Raw genomic sequence first — 17,992 nt, forward strand, 5'->3', positions numbered from 1 at the left:
TACTATGACCATCAACCTGAAGATGCCCGACATTCAGGAGCTGAAGCCGCGTATTACGGTCTTCGGCGTCGGCGGCGCGGGCGGAAACGCCGTCAATAACATGATCACAGCGGGCCTCCAGGGCTGCGACTTTGTCGTGGCCAACACGGATGCCCAGGCACTTGCCATGAACCACTCCGAACGTCTTGTTCAAATGGGTGTGGCGGTGACTGAAGGCCTTGGAGCCGGATCCCAGCCAGAAGTCGGCGGTGCAGCTGCCGAGGAAGTGATCGACGAGATCAACGACCACTTGTCCGGTTCCCATATGGTGTTCATCACTGCTGGCATGGGCGGTGGCACCGGTACGGGTGCAGCTCCGGTGATTGCCCGGGCGGCACGCGAGCAGGGTATTCTGACCGTTGGTGTGGTCACCAAGCCGTTCCAGTTCGAAGGTGCGCGCCGTATGCGTATCGCCGATGCGGGAATTGAAGAACTGCAACGTAATGTCGACACGCTGATTGTGATTCCGAACCAGAACCTGTTCCGGATCGCCAACGCGCAAACGACATTTGCCGATGCATTCGCGATGGCCGACCAGGTCCTTTACTCCGGTGTTGCCTGCATCACCGACCTGATGGTCAAGGAAGGCCTGATCAATCTCGATTTTGCTGACGTGCGCTCTGTTATGCGCGGCATGGGCAAAGCAATGATGGGCACCGGCGAAGCTTCAGGCGAAAAGCGGGCACAGCAAGCAGCTGAAGCTGCCATTGCAAACCCGCTGCTGGACGAATCCTCGATGAAAGGAGCCAAAGGCCTTCTGATCTCGATTACGGGCGGCAACGACCTGACCCTGTTCGAGGTCGATGAAGCAGCGACACGGATCCGCGAAGAAGTGGATTCGGATGCCAACATCATCTTGGGCGCAACGTTCGACGAAACACTCGACGGGATCATCAGGGTCTCCGTTGTGGCAACCGGGATCGACCGGGAAGCCGACATGGAAGGCTCTTACGAGGCCATGGCGGGAAACGTGTCAGCGGCGCCGCGGGTTGAAACCACGGCGCCAGCAGCAAAACCGACGGCACAGCCCCGGGCCCAGGAAGCTGCAGCTCAGGCTGTGGCAAACCTCGAGCGCGAACTGGCCATCCCGGAGCCGGCTCCGGTTTCCGCCAGTTCTGATCCGGAAGTCGAGATCACGCGGTTCCAGCCGTCTCCCGATCTGCTGACCGACAACGCACCATTGGTTGACTACGAGCACGAAGCGCCGAAAGCTGAAGCCGAGTCACAGCAGGTCAACCAGCCATACATCCCGCCCGCAGCCGAGCAGCACAGCCCGTCGCCGCGCATGCCGCGGGTCGAAGATTTCCCGCCGATCGCTCAGCGTGAAATCATGGCTCAGAAAACGGATGCACCGGCAGCAACACCTGCTGCTCAGCAGGCACCAGAGCACCAGGCACCGGCAACCCATTTCCATGAAGACGAGGAAGAGCGCCGTCCGATGGGGCTTCTGCGCCGCCTGGCGAATGGTCTCGGCCGCCGCGATGACGAAGACGAACTGGATCACGAACCGCAGGCACAACGCGCGGCACCGGTTCAGGCTCCGCGTCCTGCAGCGGCTCAAACTCCAGCTGCGCCGCGGGCTCCGCAGCAGCGTTCGGCAAACCACGGCGCCGCCGGTCAATTGGATACGACCGGCCGTCCGACACCCAAGCCCGTCGCGCATACCGATGACGAGCAACTCGAGATCCCGGCATTCTTGCGGCGACAAGCCAATTGATTCGCTGAGCGATTCTCTTCCCTTCTCGGTACAGCCTGGACCTGTTGGTCTGGGCTGTTTCCGTAAGGGAACGGAAACCTTTTGATTTTCAGAGGGTTGCTGGCCTGTGGACCGTTACAAAGCGTAATAAAGCTTTATTTCAACGCACCCGGCCGCATAGGTATGTTCTGGCCTCAAGCGCGACCGTTAACAGTTCGTAATGTCCCGTTGCGCATTTCGAACCGTTTGCCATCACGTGGCAGAAAGGCTGGGTTTCATGACATATCGCATCGACCGCCAGACAACACTCGCGGATCAGGTGACATTGACCGGGATTGGTGTGCATTCCGGAAAACCCGCCTCAATTACACTGTTACCGGCTGAGGCTGGTGCGGGGATTGTGTTTCACCGCACTGACGTCGCGACCGCGAGGGAAATTCCCGCACGGTGGGACCAGGTATCTGCAACCGCACTGTGCACTGTTCTTCAGGATCCTGCCAAAGACGGTTTGTCCACCGTTGAGCACCTGATGGCTGCGCTGTCTGGTCTGGGTGTCGATAATCTGATTGTCGAAATCGACGGTCCGGAAATGCCAATCATGGATGGCAGCAGCACTGTATTTGTCGATGCGATCGACCAGGTCGGTCTAAAGCGTCTCGACCGTGCGCGCCGGTGTCTTAAAATCAAGAAGACCGTTCGCGTCGACAACGGAAGCGCGTGGTGCGAGCTTGTGCCGCATCACACGACGCGGTTTGATGTGACGATTGATTTCGATACCCCCCTGATCGGCCGTCAGGCATTTGCAGCTGACATGACACCGGATGTTTTCCGCACCGAGCTGAGCCGCGCTCGAACATTTGGCAATGTCAGTGACGTTGAGCAGCTCTGGAAAATGGGCTTTGCGCTCGGGTCATCGCTGGAGAACTCAGTAGCAATCTCAGAGGGTAAGGTTCTCAATCCGGAAGGCACACGCTGGCCGGACGAATTTGCCCGTCACAAGGCGCTTGATGCAGTCGGTGATCTGGCTCTTGCTGGCTTGCCGATCCTCGGCATGTACCGCTCTTTCAAGGGTGGGCACAAAATGAACCACGCAATCCTCGTCAAATTGTTCGAAGATGTGGCGAACTACGAAATCGTAGAAGCGCCTGCAAGTTTTCGCGAAGTTGGTCAGGGTAAAAATGCCGCGCTAGCGGCTGCAGCTTTCGGTCCAGATCACTCCTAGCGGGTTCGGTCTGTTGGGATCCGAGTTGTTTTGGGCGTTTGTGCCATAAAAAAGCTCAAAAAAAACGCCACACTACAAGGTTAGGGGCGTGACGAAGGGCGGCATTATCCGCTAAAGACTCCTGCAATCGCGAATTGGAATATCGACCGGCCTGAAAGCATATGGCTTTGCAAGGCGCGGGTGAAGGAGTGAAAGCGTGAAATCAATGGGCTCAGCGTCTGCGACTTTTTCAAGAAGCGGCCGAGTAACCTTTCTCAAGGTTGCCGCCATCCTAGCCCCTCTGGCGCTAGCTGCCTGTTCTTCCACGGGCGAAAGCGACGACCTTGCGCTGAACGATACCCCCGCTGAAGTGCTTTACAACGAAGGACTCGCGCTGCGTGCGCAGGGCAAGCTGTCCGACGCGGACAAAAAATTTACCGAGCTCGATCGGCTTTATCCCTATTCCGAATACGCCAAGAAGTCTTTGATCAATATGGCGTACATCAACTTCAGCCGCGGCAAATATGCCGAAGCAATCACGGCCGCGCGCCGCTTTCTCACGCTGTATCCGGGCAATGAAGACGCAGCCTACGCGCTGTACATCATCGGTCAGAGCTACTTCCGTCAAATGCCGGATATCACACGCGACCAGTCGGCTACCGAAAAGGCATCCGCGGCATTCGCAGAGCTTCTGCAACGTTATCCGGACAGTGAATATGCCGCCGATGCCGAGGCCAAGCTGCGGGTCACCCAAGACCAGCTTGCCGGTAAGGAAATGCAGGTCGGCCGCTTCTACTTGAACAAGCGCAATTACATTGCTTCCATCAACCGGTTCAAGACGGTCGTGCTGCAATACCAAACGACCCGGCACGTTGAAGAAGCGCTCTTCCGTTTGACCGAATCCTATTATGCTCTTGGTGTTGTCAGCGAGGCTCAAACCGCAGCCGCGGTCCTTGGGCACAACTTTCCTGACACCCAGTGGTACAAGGACGCCTACTCCCTCTTGAATGAGGGCGGTTATCAGCCATCTGAAGACACTGGTAGCTGGATCAGTAAGGCGTTCAGAGGTATCAACGTCTTCTGATTTTCGGAAAAATCGGGAGCACCTCTTTATGCTTGTCACGCTGTCCATTCGTGACATCGTCCTCATCGACCGCCTTGACCTCGATTTTGCCCCCGGTATGTCGGTACTGACCGGCGAGACCGGTGCGGGAAAATCAATCCTGCTGGACTCTCTCTCGCTTGCCATCGGCGGGCGCGGAGATGCCGATCTGGTCCGTCACGGCGAAACACAAGGGCAGGTTACCGCGGTATTCGACGTGCCGGGACATCATGCCGTGCGCAGCCTCCTGAAAGAAAATGATGTCGACGATGATGGCGATATCATTTTGCGCCGGGTGCAAACTTCCGACGGCCGCACGCGTGCCTTCATCAATGATCAGCCGGTCAGTGTAGGCCTGATGCGTCAGGCTGGCACACTATTGGTCGAAATCCATGGTCAGCACGACGACCGGGCATTGGTTGACCCGGACAGTCATCGGATGCTCGTCGATTCCTTTGCCGGGCTTCAGGGTGAGACGGAAGCTGTCGGCAAGGCCTATTCCGACTGGCGCGCTGCCGAAAAGTCTGTGCGCGATCATGAATCCCGTATCGATAAGGCGCGGCAGGAGGCTGATTTCCTGAAATCCGCAGTCGATGAGCTTACGACGCTGGCGCCGCAGGCTGGTGAAGAAGAGGCCTTGGCCGAGCGACGCACGACTATGATGCAGGCCGAAAAGATCGCTGGAGATCTCAACGAAGCATTTGAGACTTTAAACGGGGGGGCGTCGCCGATCCCTGAACTTGCCAGCTTGTTACGCCGCATGGAGCGCAAGGCGGATCAGGTGCCCAATTTGCTGAACGGCCCTGTTACTGCGATTGCCGCGGCGTTGGACCAGCTTGAAGAAGCGCGTGGTGGTTTGGAAGCCGCCCTTCGGGAAACGGATTTTGATCCGCGCGAGCTTGAAACCGTTGAAGAGCGGCTGTTTGCGCTGCGGGCTGCGTCCAGGAAGTTCTCTGTTCCTGTGGATGAACTGGGTGCGCTGTCCGCACGCATGGCGGACGACCTGGCGGATCTTGATGCGGGTGAAGACAAGTTGACCGGCTTGAAAGAGGCCGCGCTCAAAGCACGCGCTGCATTCGATGAAAAGGCGCAAAAGCTCTCGCAGAAACGCGTGAAAGCCGCGCGCGCACTCGAAAAAGCTGTGGCTGCGGAACTTCCGGCACTCAAGCTGGAGCGGGCGAAGTTTATCGTGGAGATCGCCAGCGATCCGGAGAATGGCGGCCGCACCGGCATTGATCAGATGGAATTCCACGTTCAAACCAATCCGGGTACCAAGCCGGGGCCGATGATGAAAGTGGCCTCGGGCGGCGAGTTGTCCCGGTTCCTGCTGGCATTGAAAGTATCCTTGGCAGACAAGGGCTCAGCTCCGACCTTGGTGTTTGACGAGATTGATACCGGTGTTGGCGGCGCCGTTGCAGAAGCAATTGGTCTGCGTCTTGCCCGTTTGGCGGCGCAGGTGCAGGTGCTGACCGTTACCCACGCGCCCCAGGTGGCGGCCCGCGCTGAAGGGCATTTCCTCATCGCAAAAGAGCAAGCGAGCAAAGACCGTGTTGCAACGCGGGTTCGCCGGATTGACGAAGGTCACCGCCGTGAAGAAATTGCGCGTATGCTTGCCGGAAGCGTGATTACCGAAGAAGCCCGGGCAGCGGCCGGAAAACTGATCGCCGAAGCAGCCTCCTGAACTGGCAGAAAAAACCGCGCCGGTGGGGCGCGGTTTGATGTTGGCTATCGGTTACCCATTGCCATCCCCCGGCAACGGAACATTCAACTCGCGTTCCTCACCGTTTGGCAGGCCCAATTCAATCGACAGTCCAGGTTCCGAGCCTTCGCCCTGCGTATAGTAGTACGTACCGGCGGCCCCAGCGACAATCAGTGCGCCCAGAAGAAACCAAAGAGCGCGGGATTCAAGCATTTTTGCAGATTTGTTGTTGTCGGTTTGAAATGCCATATCGGTCTCCGTTGTCCTTTGATTGAAAAGCGGCATATTGGACCAACGCTCGATTTCCATTCTGGTTCCCGCGCCTTTGTGCGCCGATCTGAAATTATTGCTGGTCACATGTCTGAAAACACTGAGCATTCATCCAACGTGAAAGAGCTTTCCCTTGAAGAGGCAAAGCTGGAGCTGGAACGTCTGGCAGCTGAAATCGCAGAACACGACAAGCGATATCACCAGGATGATGCTCCCGAGATTTCCGATGGGGCCTACGACGCATTGCGCCGGCGGAACTCGGAAATCGAGGCGCGTTTCCCCGAACTCATTCGCCAGGACAGTCCGTCCCACAAGGTGGGTGCCGCGCCTTCAGAGGCGTTTTCAAAAATTGCGCACAAAGTCCCCATGCTGTCGCTGGACAATGCGTTTAGCGATGATGATGTGCGTGATTTCGTAGGCCGGGTGCGGCGCTTCTTGCGGTACGACCCCCTTCAGGGTGTGCTTGCGGTGACGGCAGAGCCGAAGATCGACGGGCTTTCCCTGTCGCTTCGTTATGAAGCCGGCACCCTGGTCTATGCTGCGACGCGCGGTGACGGCACAACAGGTGAAAACGTGACCGCCAATGCCCGTACCATTGACGATATTCCGATCAAGCTGAATGGAACGCCGCCGGATGTTGTTGAAATCCGGGGCGAGGTTTACATGTCCCATGCAGATTTCCGGTCGCTCAATGAGCGAATGGCTGCCAATGGCGGAAAGGTTTTTGCCAATCCGCGTAACGCGGCCGCAGGCTCCCTGCGCCAGCTCAATCCGGAGATAACTGCGTCCAGGCCCCTGAAATTTTTTGCCTATGCATGGGGGGATATGAGCAGGTTGCCCGCCGATACCCAGATGGAGATGGTGCGCAGCTTCGAGGGGTGGGGCTTTGTGACCAACCCGCTCATGAAACGTTGTGAGAGCATCGATGAGTTGCTTGAGGTCTATCACCGAATCGAGGAGGAGCGGGTAACGCTTGGCTACGACATCGACGGTGTGGTGTACAAGGTTGACCGGCTTGATTTGCAAGAGCGGCTTGGCTTTGTCTCACGCTCTCCGCGTTGGGCGATTGCGCACAAGTTTCCTGCCGAAAAGGCCTACACCATCCTCAATGACATTGAGATCCAGGTTGGGCGGACCGGGGCTCTGACACCGGTCGCAAAACTTGAACCGGTGACCGTCGGGGGCGTTGTGGTGTCCAATGCCACGCTGCACAATGAAGATTATATCAAGGGCATTGGCCAGGACGGTGAGCCAATCCGCGGCGGCAAGGACCTGCGGGCCGGCGACACAGTTCAAATCCAGCGTGCTGGTGATGTCATCCCGCAAATTGTCGATGTCGATCTTGAAAAGCGCCCCGGCACGGCAGTGCCATTCGAGTTTCCGACACAGTGCCCAGCCTGTGGCAGTCATGCCGTTCGCGAAGAGCACGCCAAGACAGGGCGTCTTGATGCTGTGCGGAGGTGTACAGGCGGTCTGATTTGTCCGGCGCAGGCGACGGAAAAGCTGAAGCATTTTGTATCGCGCAATGCCTTCGATATCGAAGGCTTTGGCGACAAACAGGTCGATGCGTTCTACCACGACGGTCTGGTGATGGCGCCTGCCGATATTTTCACGCTTGAAGAGCGTGACAAGCGCTCCCTGACCAAGCTGCGCAATCGTGAGGGCTGGGGAGCGGTTTCTGCCAAGAACCTGTTCGAGGCGATCAACCAGCGAAGGGAAATCGACCTCAACCGGTTTATTTTCGCGCTTGGCATTCGGCACGTGGGCGAGGGTAACGCCAAGCTCTTGGCGCGTGCGTACGGATCCTGGACCGCTTTTTATGAGGCCATGACACAGGCGCACGACCGGGCAGGGGATGCCTGGGAAGACCTCAACAATATAGACGGAGTTGGCACGATCGTAGCCGAAGCCCTGACCGAGTTTTTTGCGGAAAGCCATAATCGCGATCAGCTGGATGCCTTACTACAGCAGGTAAACCCGTCGGACGTTGAACAGGTTTCCGTCGAAGGTTCGCCAGTCGCTGGTATGACCATTGTCTTTACCGGATCTCTCGAGCGTATGACACGCGACGAAGCCAAGGCCATGGCCGAGCGCCTTGGGGCGAAAGTGTCAGGCTCGGTTTCAAAGAAAACCGACCTCGTTGTGGTTGGTCCCGGTGCAGGGTCGAAGTTGAAGAAGGCGGGGGAGCTTGGTGTCGAAGTGATCAGCGAGGATGCATGGTTTGAGCGTGTTCAGCCGTAGGGTAAGAATTTTTATTTTGGAATAAATGGCGTAAAATATTATATATTGTCAATAATAGCAGTTATCATAGGTCGATCAATATTTGATCATTTCTCTGCATTATTGTTAATCACCAAGTAATCAAAATTCCCGATAGTCGCCCCTGTGAATTGGAGGGGTGGCGTATGAAGCGCATCAAGTTACAGATCGCCTTACTGGCGACCATACCGATGATTGCGGTCATCGCCTTTGCATCTTTTTCGGTATATGTGCGCTCGATCGAGTTGTCGAAGCACGCATTCTTGCGCCCCTTGACGCAGGTTGCCGAGAATGCCGGCAATCTGGTGCATGAGTTGCAAAAAGAACGCGGTATAAGCGTCGGTCTGGTCAAGTCAGATTACAACACTGGCAACCGCCAGACCCTTTTGACACAACGTCCGAAGACTGACGCGGCGCTTCAGACATTCACCGGTTATCTTGCTGGCCTTGACCTGAATGACGCGCATCTGCAGAGCGAACTCGAGCATATTTCCACTCGCCTTGAAAAAGTGTCCGGGTTTCGCAGTGCGGTCGATGGAAAGGCGTTCACTGCCGGCGACATCGTCAAGAATTATACGGCCGAAATCGAGGAGCTGATCCATCTGATCGGACTGGCCGTCGAGGCCAGCCCGTCACAGGCCGTTACCGTTGAGATGTTCCCCTATCTGACCATTGTTGAGGCGATGGAGGCCGGTGGTCTTGAGCGGGCGCAAGGTGCGAGCCTGCTAAACGAATTCAACGCCAGCGGCGAGGTTAACTTCAACACCTACAAAGCCTTTATGACGCAATTCGGCGGTGAGCGGGCATTCCTTAAGGAATTCGATGCGATTGCGACGGCGGAGCAGCGTTCGCTTTTTGATGCCACGGTAACAGACGCTGATGTTGCCAAAACCCTTGATTGGCGTCAGCAAATACAGAACCTTCCGGCCACGCAAGATGCTGGCGGTCTGGAAGGTGTGGCTTGGTTTGCACAAGCCACGAAGCGCCTGAACCTCATGAAAGAAGTCTCAGATAATTTCATCATACGCGCCGAGGCAGCGGCGGCAACGGATGCGGCGCGCCTAAATACTGAGATATGGACTCTCGGCATGCTCGCATTTCTGGTTGTGGCGGGCACAATCGGTATTTCGACCTTCCAAGTCTGGCGCATCAGTTACATTCTCGGCCATCAGCGAGACAGCATCGAGGAACTGGCCGAGGGCAGTCTTGACACAGCCATCGACTACACCGACCGGCCGGATGAGATCGGCGATATAGCCCGGGCAACGGAAGTGTTTCGTGGCAACATGCTTCGCCAGCGGGAGCTGGAAGCGGCCGAAGAAAAAAACCGGGCAACCATCAAACGCCGCCGCCAACAGCTCGAAGACGCCATTCAGACATTTGAGGCGACCGTCGCCGAGGTTCAAAAGACGCTTGAAGTTGAAACTGATGCAGTAGGCAACGCGGCATCTGAAATGATCAGTATTGCACATGAAGCCGACCGGCAGGCTTTGTCGGCGGCTTCTGCGACCGAGGAGGCGACAACAAACGTTCAGTCCGTTGCCTCAGCGGCCGCGCAACTTTCCGCATCGATCAACGAGATTAGCCGGCAGGCCGATGTCGCTACCGAAACGGCCTCATTGGCAGCTGACACGGCTCAAAGCACCGACCGGGATGTCGCGGCTCTGGCCGATGCTGCCGACAGCATCGGCGAAGTGATCGAGATGATCCGCGCGATTGCCGAACAAACAAACCTTCTAGCGCTCAACGCCACGATTGAGGCCGCGCGAGCCGGGGAAGCGGGCAAAGGCTTTGCCGTTGTGGCGGCTGAAGTGAAGGAACTTTCTACCCAGACCGCTAAGGCTACGGACCAAATCGGTACACAGATTGGCGATATTCAAGGCTCAACCAAAAAAGCCGTTGAGAGCATAAGGAGCATCGTCGAGCGCATCGAGGAGGTTCAGTCGATTTCCGGCGCGATAGCGGCCGCTGTTGAACAGCAAAATGCAGCTACCTCGGAAATTACCCAGTCCATTACCTACGCGTCAGACGGTGCGACGGCGGCCTCCGGCAATGTTGCAAACGTGTCTGGTTCGATCGAGCAAGCCCGCCAGCAATCAGAGGGTATGGGAGCAACCGCAGGCCAGTTGGCCACCGTGGCCGGAGAATTGTCGGGGGCTATCAAAACGTTTCTTGAAAGCGTGCGCGACAACCGAGCTGCCTAGCACCTAGCCAATTCGCAAGAGTATGAACGCTCCGGACAGTTGTTTGTCCGGGGCTTTTTCGTCTCTTGCAAAGGTTTCCTCAGAAACTTCGGCATGATGCCTCGTCCTTGACATGGTTGTTGCTATATTGTTCTCACGAGCAAACAGCAAGAATCGTGACGTAATGAATGACTGTGCCCACCGGCTTTTCAGATGATTGGGACCCAATGGACCGCGCGTTTGACCCCGCGCCCGCCGCACCAAAAACAGGCGGCATCGCCGCGCGTGCCATGGCGGCCCGTCAGGTTCCGGATTACCTGACCGGCCTGAACCCGGAACAGAAACTGGCGGTCGAGACGATTGAGGGCCCTGTGCTGGTTCTGGCTGGCGCAGGCACGGGTAAGACCCGGGTGCTGACCACCCGCATCGCGCATATTCTGGCGACCGGCGCGGCACGCCCGTCCGAAATCCTCGCGGTGACTTTTACCAACAAGGCCGCCCGGGAAATGAAAGAACGGATTTCCGGGTTTATCGGCGGCAATGTCGAGGGCATGGCCTGGCTTGGTACGTTTCACTCCATCTGCGTGAAGATCCTGCGCCGCCACGCCGAGCTTGTCGGGCTAAAGTCCAGTTTTTCGATCCTCGATACCGATGATCAGATCCGCTTGATCAAGCAAATCATCCAGGCCGAGGGGATCGACGACAAACGCTGGACCGCCAAGGCTTTCGCCGGAATGATGGATGGCTGGAAAAACCGCGCATTGACGCCGGACCAGGTGCCGGAGGGAGAAGCGCGCGCCTTTGCCAACGGCCAGGGCCGGAAGATCTATGAGGAATACCAGGATCGGCTGTCGGTTTTAAATGCTGCGGATTTCGGCGATCTGCTGTTGCACGTCATCACCTTGTTCAAAAGCCAACCCGACCTCTTGAAGGACTATCAGCGCCGGTTCCGCTACATGCTGGTGGATGAGTATCAGGACACCAACATTGCCCAATACCTGTGGCTCAGGCTGCTGGCGCAAGGCAATCCGAACGTGTGCTGCGTCGGCGATGACGATCAGTCCATTTATGGCTGGCGTGGTGCCGAGGTGGACAACATCCTCCGCTTCGAACACGATTTCAAGGGCGCGACCGTGATCCGGCTGGAGCGGAACTACCGTTCGACAAGTCACATTCTTGCAGCCGCGTCCCATTTGATTTCTCACAATGAAGGCCGGCTGGGCAAAACCCTGTTCACCGATTTTCATGAGGATGACCACGACCTCGTCAGCGTCACCTCCGCGTGGGACTCGGAAGAGGAAGCCCGGTCCATCGGCGACGAGATCGAGGCATTGCAGTCAAACGGCCACAAACTGAATGACATGGCAATCCTGGTCCGCGCTTCGTTTCAGATGCGGGAGTTTGAAGACCGGTTCATTACGCTGGGGCTCAACTACCGGGTCATTGGCGGGCCCCGCTTTTACGAGCGCATGGAGATCCGCGACGCGCTGGCTTATTTCCGCTGTACCGTTCAACCGGCCGACGATCTGGCGTTTGAGCGGATCGTCAACACGCCCAAGCGCGGACTTGGCGAAGCAACGCTCAAGCTCGTGCATGAACTCGCCCGCTCGCAGCGCATTCCCCTCATGCAGGCGGCCTCTCAATTGTGCCAGACCGAGGAGTTGAAGCCCAAGCCTCGCAACGCCCTGAAAGAGGTGATCGGCAATTTCGAGCGCTGGCGCGCGCAGCTGGACAGCCTGTCGCATACGGAACTTGCCGAAATCATACTCGATGAGAGCGGCTACACGGAAATGTGGCGTAAGGACCGGTCCGCCGAAGCGCCGGGCCGTCTCGACAACCTGAAGGAACTTATCCGCTCCATGGAGGAGTTTGAGTCCCTGGCTGGGTTTCTGGAACACATTTCTCTCGTCATGGACCGGGACAGCGCCGATGCAAATGACGCAGTGTCGATCATGACGCTGCATTCGGCCAAAGGGCTGGAATTCGACACTGTCTTTTTGCCCGGCTGGGAAGAGGGGCTGTTTCCGCACCAGCGCTCGCTTGACGAAAGTGGGCGGGCGGGCCTGGAAGAAGAACGGCGGCTGGCTTATGTCGGGGTCACCCGGGCTAAGAAACGGGCGAAAATCTGGTTCACCTCGAACCGCAGGGTACACGGCATGTGGCAGTCGAGCATCCCGTCGCGGTTCCTAGATGAACTGCCGCCTGACCATGTCGAGATTGCCGAACCCTCGTCAAACTACGGCGGATACGGCGGCGGCGGGTATGGTGCGTCCCGGTTCGACAAGGCAGACCCTTTCCAATCGGGCAGTTATGCGACCCCGGGCTGGCAGCGCGCGCAAAAGGCGCGGCAGGCGATGGACGGGTTTTCAGAGGGCGGCGGGCGCGGTTACCAATCCGCCCGGCAAAAGCGTCAGGGACCGCTCACCATCGAGGGCGAGCTGGTTGCAAAATCTGTCAGCGACAGCCCGTCGGACTATTCATTGGGCGAACGCGTGTTTCACATCAAGTTCGGCTACGGCGCGATCAAGTCGATCGAGGGCAACAAGCTGACGATCGATTTCGAAAAAGCCGGCGTCAAGAAAGTGATCGACAGCTTTGTCGAGCGGCATTGATTTTAAGGTATTGATATTTATATCAATATCGGAATGCAGGCGACAAAATTAACCTTAGGTTAATCATAAAACCGCTAGTTTGACCGGACAGTTAGACTGATCCGCATCTTGTTTCTGCGTCGCGGATACGGCAGGAGCACAGCATGCGTTTCGGAAACAACAAGTTGCCGTTCAATCGCGCAAGTATTCATGCAGCTACTCTAGTGTTTACGACAACTGCGGCGACCTTCCTGGCCCCTGCAGCAGCAAATGCAAATTGCGACCAGTTTGGCAGTTCCGCTGTGCGGGGCTCGGGAAGCATCACACTGGACGCGAGCAGTTTCTCACCGTCGAGCGTGATCTGCTTGGAGAGCCGTACCGACGTTTTGGTGTCTTCCGGCACAATCCCAGCCGATGGATCTTACGACGCCTACACAGGTTTCTTTTTCGACCTCAAACGCGCTGGCAGCTACAACGCATTTATTTTTCTTGGTACGTCAATTGCCGGAAGTGCGGCACCAAACACGCCATTTCTGCGTTTCCGGCCGAGGCCAACGACCGATGATCTTGGTGCGACAAACATCAATTTCATCGATGTTTCTATCGGTGCAAACCGGTCGATCGACCTCACAGAGCAGAGCGGCGACACGCAGTTCCAGAACGTTTATGTCGCCAGCCGCGCCGCCAACAACGCGATTACCTACGAGTCCTTTTCCGTTCTCAATCCAAGTCTGTTTTCCGTTGGCCGTTATAACATTTAAGGGCAGGACTTTGATTCCCCAACAAAGCTCACGCTGAAAGACAGCTCGATTTCGAATGCGCAATTAACAGGTATCGTTGATGGGTCTGAGCTGATTTTGGACAACACCACAATCGATACAAAGGTTTCGTTTGGACGGAACACTTTCCGGCAGTGGTACGGTTAGCGGAGCGTCAGGTGCCAGTGATGCGATTTTCATTACGGCAACCGGCTCCACCCTCAGCCCCGGCAACTCCATCGGGACGCTTTCGATCAACGGCGATCTGTCTTTGCAGGGCGCGACAAGCCTTGTCTCCGAACTGGACCCGACAGCCAGTCAAAACGCCGACCTTTTGGATGTTTCTGGAAACATCATAGGCACCAACAACCTGACGGTGACGCTTGAAAAGGACAGTGGATACACAGAGACCGGCGCAGCTGAGTTCGCGGACTTCACTGGCTCTACCTATGTGGTTGCCCGGGGTGGCAGCATCGATAATGACATCGTTACACTCGTGGAAGGCAGTTCGCTAAATGCCCATTTGAGCGCCAGCCTTGCCTCCGCCCCAAGCCAATCGGGCCAGGTCGAGTTGTAGTTCGTTGACAACACTCCAACACCAACGTTCCTGCCGTCCAAGGTGAAGGGCCTTCAGGGAGGTAAGTCGGTCAACCCCGTGGTTCAGCCTCCGGCGGTCACTACGACCACAACCCCGACGACGACGACAACGACCGTCGTGACAACGACACCATCGGTGACCACCACCACTACATCTGTCACCACCACAGCGACCTCGACCACGACAACCTCCACCACAACAACACCTACCCCGACCACACCGCCGCCGGTCTCCACGCCCTGGGTGTCACTTGTGAACGCCATGTCGGCGACCCATCACGGGACTGACGTAAACGGCACATCGGGCGGGTCGGGCGGCGGCGGCCAAACGCTTGCAGGTGGGAGCACTTTAAGCACTGCGTGGCTTTCGCTTACAAACGCAAACGTCGTCCAGCTCAACGAGGTCCACGCTGAGCCCTATTCCTCAAATCTCACGGTCGGGCTGGAGCATCTCGATAATATCGCAACGTCGGTCATGAACCGGATTTCGGGAAGTCGTTACGTGCTTGACACGGCTCAGCACGTAACGGATGCGCAGGGGCGCGCCATTTGGCTGGACGTGTCTGGTGTTCAAGGTCATGTCGATGGTGAAGACGGGCTTGGAACGTTTGACTACGTGATCTCCAGTGTGATCGCAGGCGCTGATTTCCTGGCAAGCGATCAAGGCAGCATCGGAGCTTTTGCGGGCTACGGGTATCAGCGGATGAGCGAACACGACACAGTTGACCAATCGTTTTCGGCGCACTCCGGGTTTGCAGGGCTTTATGGCACCCTTTTGGCCGACAGCTGGCGCCTGTCCGGATCAACGGGGTATTCCTATAGCGCAAATAGCGGCGAACGGAACAACCCGAATGTCGGATTGTTTACAGGAGGACAGGCGGAAGCAGATTTTTCCTCTCATGCGGCGTTTGTTGCCGCAAAAGCCGGCTACGCCATACCTGTGACCAGCCTCCTCGAAATTACGCCATTCGCATCAGCTTCCTACGCTCATATTTGGCAGGGTGAGGCAAGAGAAAGCGGCGGCGGTGATTTCAACTATGATGTGCATGCCGCAACAGCGGATGCTTTCATTACAGGTATCGGCGTGGATTGGACCGCAGACATCGTGAACGTCGATCCTGCACGCGCACAATTGGTTGGATTTGCCCGATACGACCATGACTGGAGCGCATCAGACGATTCGGCACATGAGGTGACGGTGACTTCAAATCTTTTCGGAACATTCACTCAAACCGGACAGAACCGCGGGGCGCATTCGCTTACGGCAGGTCTTGGAGTTGTGGGCACGCTTGGTCAACGTGCGGCCTGGCGTTTGGGTTTTGCCGGGACGTTGAATGAGAACGGCGAGGAAATCGGCGCTGGTGGTCATTTGACCTGGCGCTTCTAACGCCGCCGTTCTTGCACAGTCAAAGCTCAACCTCATCCGGCTTGTCTGGTTCGATCAGCAAGAAGCGTTCCGGAAGAAACGGATGAATGGCCAGCGCGTCCCTCAGGACCTTTTGGGCGATGCGAACACGGCCTTGTTCCATTAAGATGCGCACCTTTCCCGACAACGCGCCAAAGTGCCGTGGTTCTAGCGCCAGGACTTCTTCGATGGCCTCCAGGGATTTGTCTTTTCTGCCTTGCAAATAAAGCACGAACGCCATTTGGTTGCGGGCTTCGGCGTAATCTGGGGCTTGGGAAATGGCGGATTGCAACAGGCTGACCGCTTTTTCGTAGTCGCCGAACCGCCGCCGGTCCATTGCGGTCCGCACCAGCGTTTCAATTTCCGTGCTGGGGGCGGAACCGATCCACATCTCCCAAATCTGTGCTTCAATGACCTTGGCTTCGCGCTCGGTACTGGCTGACTTCAGCGCATTGAACAAGTCTTCCTTGTCTTGCGCGGACGCCGGTGATAGCAGACCAACATATATGACGGCGAGAAAGGCCAGTTGTACGGACAACCAGATTTGACGGTGAAGCGCCCATTCTTTGCATCGCATGCCGTCTGCCTCCCTTCCCGTCATCGCCCTTTAAGAGATGGGGCAAGGTGGGCTGCGGGACCAGCTTCACGCCGTTCACAAGTTTGTCGGCAAGCGATGAAGACCCCACAAGCGTTGATTTATACTGGCCGTTTCCGGTGGTTGCCGGTATATCGCGGGCTCTTGATCCGCGAGAAGGCTGACGACCAATGAAAACCATCAGGGTGCGCATAACCGCCGAAGAACTCGAAGCAAAACGGATTGCCGAGATATTGGAGCGCGCCTTCGAGGAAGACGGAAATCCGGTCACCATTTATGAGGCGTCGAGCGACGGCAAGACGTGGTCCGCGGAAATCCTGTTGTTCGATGTGGAGCCGCAGGACGCGGCAGCCATGGTTCGTGACCGGGTCGGTGCGGATGCATTTGCAGCGCCGCTGGAAGCCGAGGAGCTCCCGGACATCAATTGGGTTGAAAAAAGTCTGGAGGGATTGGCGCCGGTGCGAGCCGGGCGGTTCATGGTTCACGGCGGGCATGACCGGGACGAGGTGCCAGGCGGGGCGATCGGTCTTGAAATCGAAGCGGCGCTGGCATTCGGGACCGGTCACCATGGCACGACCGCCGGATGCCTCGAAGAAATCGACCGGCTTTTATCAATGCGCGACTATGACAGTATTCTCGATCTGGGCACCGGAACGGGGGTATTGGCCATTGCGGCGGCGCGCCTGGCACGTCAACCGGTCCTGGCGACCGATATTGACCCGATCGCGACAAAGACGGCTGTAGAAAATGCCCGGCTCAATGGTGCTGGCCATCTTGTCAAAACCTTCACAGCCAATGGCATGAAGGACCACCGGTTCAAGTATTGTGGGCCGTTCGACCTCGTAATCGCTAACATTCTGGCCCGGCCGCTGATGCAAATGGCGAAGTCCATTGCCGCTCAAATGACCGATAAGGCAACACTGGTTCTGTCCGGGTTGCGGGTTGAGGATGGTCCCCGGATTCTTTTTGCTTACCGGACGCAGGGATTTCATCTCGACCGGCGCGGCGAAAAAGACGGCTGGCTGACCCTGACTTTGGTACGTGGCCGCAAAACGGCTTGATGCCTGGCAGGAAACAAAAAAAGAGCGCGAAGACAAAGTGCCAACGCGCTGCTTATTGTTGTGAGGTGCTGTTCGAACGATCAAAAGACCATCGAATCCGCGCCTTCGCGCTCGAGCTCCGCGCGGTTGTAGCCATGCGAGGCGAGGGTCGCGTCATCCAGCGACAGAAGGTAGCCGTTGACATAGCGGCGGGCCTGCTTGGCGCGGGCATCTACCATCCGGTCGAAGGCGCGGCGCACAAAATTTCCGCGGGTGCGGGTCGAAGTATTGGTCTCAATTGCCATGGGTCTCTCCGTGCATTGTCTTCAAGGACGCTTCCCCGTTCAAAGGCACGTCTTATTTGATTTACTGGCCAAGATATGAGGTACACCAAGACTTTCGGCTAGGTGTGCCAGCGCATGACAGGCCTGCGTTTTTCGCATGTGCGAAAAGAATACCGCGTTGCACAATCGTTTTAATTTTGTCGTATGGTGGTTGGATAAATTTAGTCGCGACTTCGGAAAAAACGAAATTTCTTTCGGCTTGATCAGGCCCTC

The 17,992-nt window shown here is 56.9% G+C and carries 15 protein-coding genes; 11 read left to right on the plus strand and 4 right to left on the minus strand.

Going from position 1 to position 17,992, the window contains the following annotated elements:
- The first annotated feature begins 4 nt into the window (after positions 1 to 4).
- The 4 genes from ftsZ (at position 5) to recN (ending at position 5,719) form a co-directional block, all read left to right on the plus strand.
- Positions 5 to 1,756 carry a cell division protein FtsZ gene (gene ftsZ, locus JM93_RS05755; RefSeq protein ID WP_145341868.1) on the plus strand — a complete coding sequence of 584 codons (1,752 nt, stop codon included), beginning with the start codon at positions 5 to 7 and terminating at the stop codon, positions 1,754 to 1,756.
- 256 nt (positions 1,757 to 2,012) lie between these two features.
- Entirely contained in the window at positions 2,013 to 2,957 is a 945-nt protein-coding gene (lpxC, locus tag JM93_RS05760) for a UDP-3-O-acyl-N-acetylglucosamine deacetylase (RefSeq protein ID WP_145341235.1), read from the plus strand.
- Between the two features lie 205 nt (positions 2,958 to 3,162).
- Positions 3,163 to 4,020, plus strand: coding sequence for an outer membrane protein assembly factor BamD (locus tag JM93_RS05765; protein WP_145341870.1), 858 nt, complete (start codon positions 3,163 to 3,165; stop codon positions 4,018 to 4,020).
- 28 nt (positions 4,021 to 4,048) lie between these two features.
- On the plus strand, positions 4,049 to 5,719 hold the full coding sequence (gene recN, locus JM93_RS05770) for a DNA repair protein RecN (RefSeq protein ID WP_145341236.1): 1,671 nt from the start codon (positions 4,049 to 4,051) through the stop codon (positions 5,717 to 5,719).
- A 51-nt stretch (positions 5,720 to 5,770) separates the two neighbouring features.
- On the opposite strand, the gene JM93_RS05775 is transcribed toward recN, so the two are convergent.
- Positions 5,771 to 5,986, minus strand: coding sequence for a hypothetical protein (locus tag JM93_RS05775; protein ID WP_145341237.1), 216 nt, complete (start codon positions 5,984 to 5,986; stop codon positions 5,771 to 5,773).
- Between the two features lie 108 nt (positions 5,987 to 6,094).
- Here JM93_RS05775 and ligA point away from each other — a divergent pair, with 108 nt between their 5' ends.
- The 5 genes from ligA to JM93_RS05800 all read left to right on the plus strand — a co-directional run bounded on the left by ligA (position 6,095) and on the right by JM93_RS05800 (position 14,375).
- Positions 6,095 to 8,248 (plus strand): NAD-dependent DNA ligase LigA, encoded by a 2,154-nt coding sequence (gene ligA / locus JM93_RS05780; RefSeq protein WP_145341238.1) that lies wholly within the window; start codon positions 6,095 to 6,097, stop codon positions 8,246 to 8,248.
- Positions 8,249 to 8,412: 164 nt separating this feature from the next.
- Entirely contained in the window at positions 8,413 to 10,470 is a 2,058-nt protein-coding gene (locus JM93_RS05785) for a methyl-accepting chemotaxis protein (RefSeq protein WP_145341239.1), read from the plus strand.
- A gap of 167 nt (positions 10,471 to 10,637) precedes the next feature.
- Positions 10,638 to 13,061 (plus strand): ATP-dependent helicase, encoded by a 2,424-nt coding sequence (locus tag JM93_RS05790; RefSeq protein WP_145341240.1) that lies wholly within the window; start codon positions 10,638 to 10,640, stop codon positions 13,059 to 13,061.
- A 143-nt stretch (positions 13,062 to 13,204) separates the two neighbouring features.
- Positions 13,205 to 13,801, plus strand: coding sequence for a hypothetical protein (locus tag JM93_RS05795; protein ID WP_145341241.1), 597 nt, complete (start codon positions 13,205 to 13,207; stop codon positions 13,799 to 13,801).
- A 130-nt stretch (positions 13,802 to 13,931) separates the two neighbouring features.
- A complete protein-coding gene (locus tag JM93_RS05800; protein WP_155197690.1) occupies positions 13,932 to 14,375 on the plus strand; it encodes an autotransporter outer membrane beta-barrel domain-containing protein in 444 nt (147 codons plus the stop codon).
- An 83-nt stretch (positions 14,376 to 14,458) separates the two neighbouring features.
- On the opposite strand, the gene JM93_RS21685 is transcribed toward JM93_RS05800, so the two are convergent.
- The gene (locus JM93_RS21685; RefSeq protein ID WP_155197689.1) at positions 14,459 to 14,659 is read right to left on the minus strand and encodes a hypothetical protein; all 201 of its coding nucleotides are present in this window, start codon (positions 14,657 to 14,659) and stop codon (positions 14,459 to 14,461) included.
- Between JM93_RS21685 and JM93_RS05805 the strand changes: the two genes are divergently transcribed.
- A complete protein-coding gene (locus JM93_RS05805) occupies positions 14,658 to 15,782 on the plus strand; it encodes an autotransporter outer membrane beta-barrel domain-containing protein (RefSeq protein WP_170230545.1) in 1,125 nt (374 codons plus the stop codon). The genes JM93_RS21685 and JM93_RS05805 overlap by 2 nt on opposite strands.
- Positions 15,783 to 15,801: 19 nt before the next feature.
- On the opposite strand, the gene JM93_RS05810 is transcribed toward JM93_RS05805, so the two are convergent.
- The gene (locus JM93_RS05810; RefSeq protein WP_170230548.1) at positions 15,802 to 16,377 is read right to left on the minus strand and encodes a tetratricopeptide repeat protein; all 576 of its coding nucleotides are present in this window, start codon (positions 16,375 to 16,377) and stop codon (positions 15,802 to 15,804) included.
- A 188-nt stretch (positions 16,378 to 16,565) separates the two neighbouring features.
- Here JM93_RS05810 and JM93_RS05815 point away from each other — a divergent pair, with 188 nt between their 5' ends.
- A complete protein-coding gene (locus tag JM93_RS05815) occupies positions 16,566 to 17,456 on the plus strand; it encodes a 50S ribosomal protein L11 methyltransferase (RefSeq protein WP_145341245.1) in 891 nt (296 codons plus the stop codon).
- 80 nt (positions 17,457 to 17,536) lie between these two features.
- On the opposite strand, the gene JM93_RS05820 is transcribed toward JM93_RS05815, so the two are convergent.
- Positions 17,537 to 17,740, minus strand: coding sequence for a hypothetical protein (locus tag JM93_RS05820; protein WP_145341246.1), 204 nt, complete (start codon positions 17,738 to 17,740; stop codon positions 17,537 to 17,539).
- Positions 17,741 to 17,992 lie beyond the last annotated feature (252 nt).

The organism is Roseibium hamelinense (genome assembly GCF_007830545.1).
Lineage (GTDB): Bacteria > Pseudomonadota > Alphaproteobacteria > Rhizobiales > Stappiaceae > Roseibium > Roseibium hamelinense.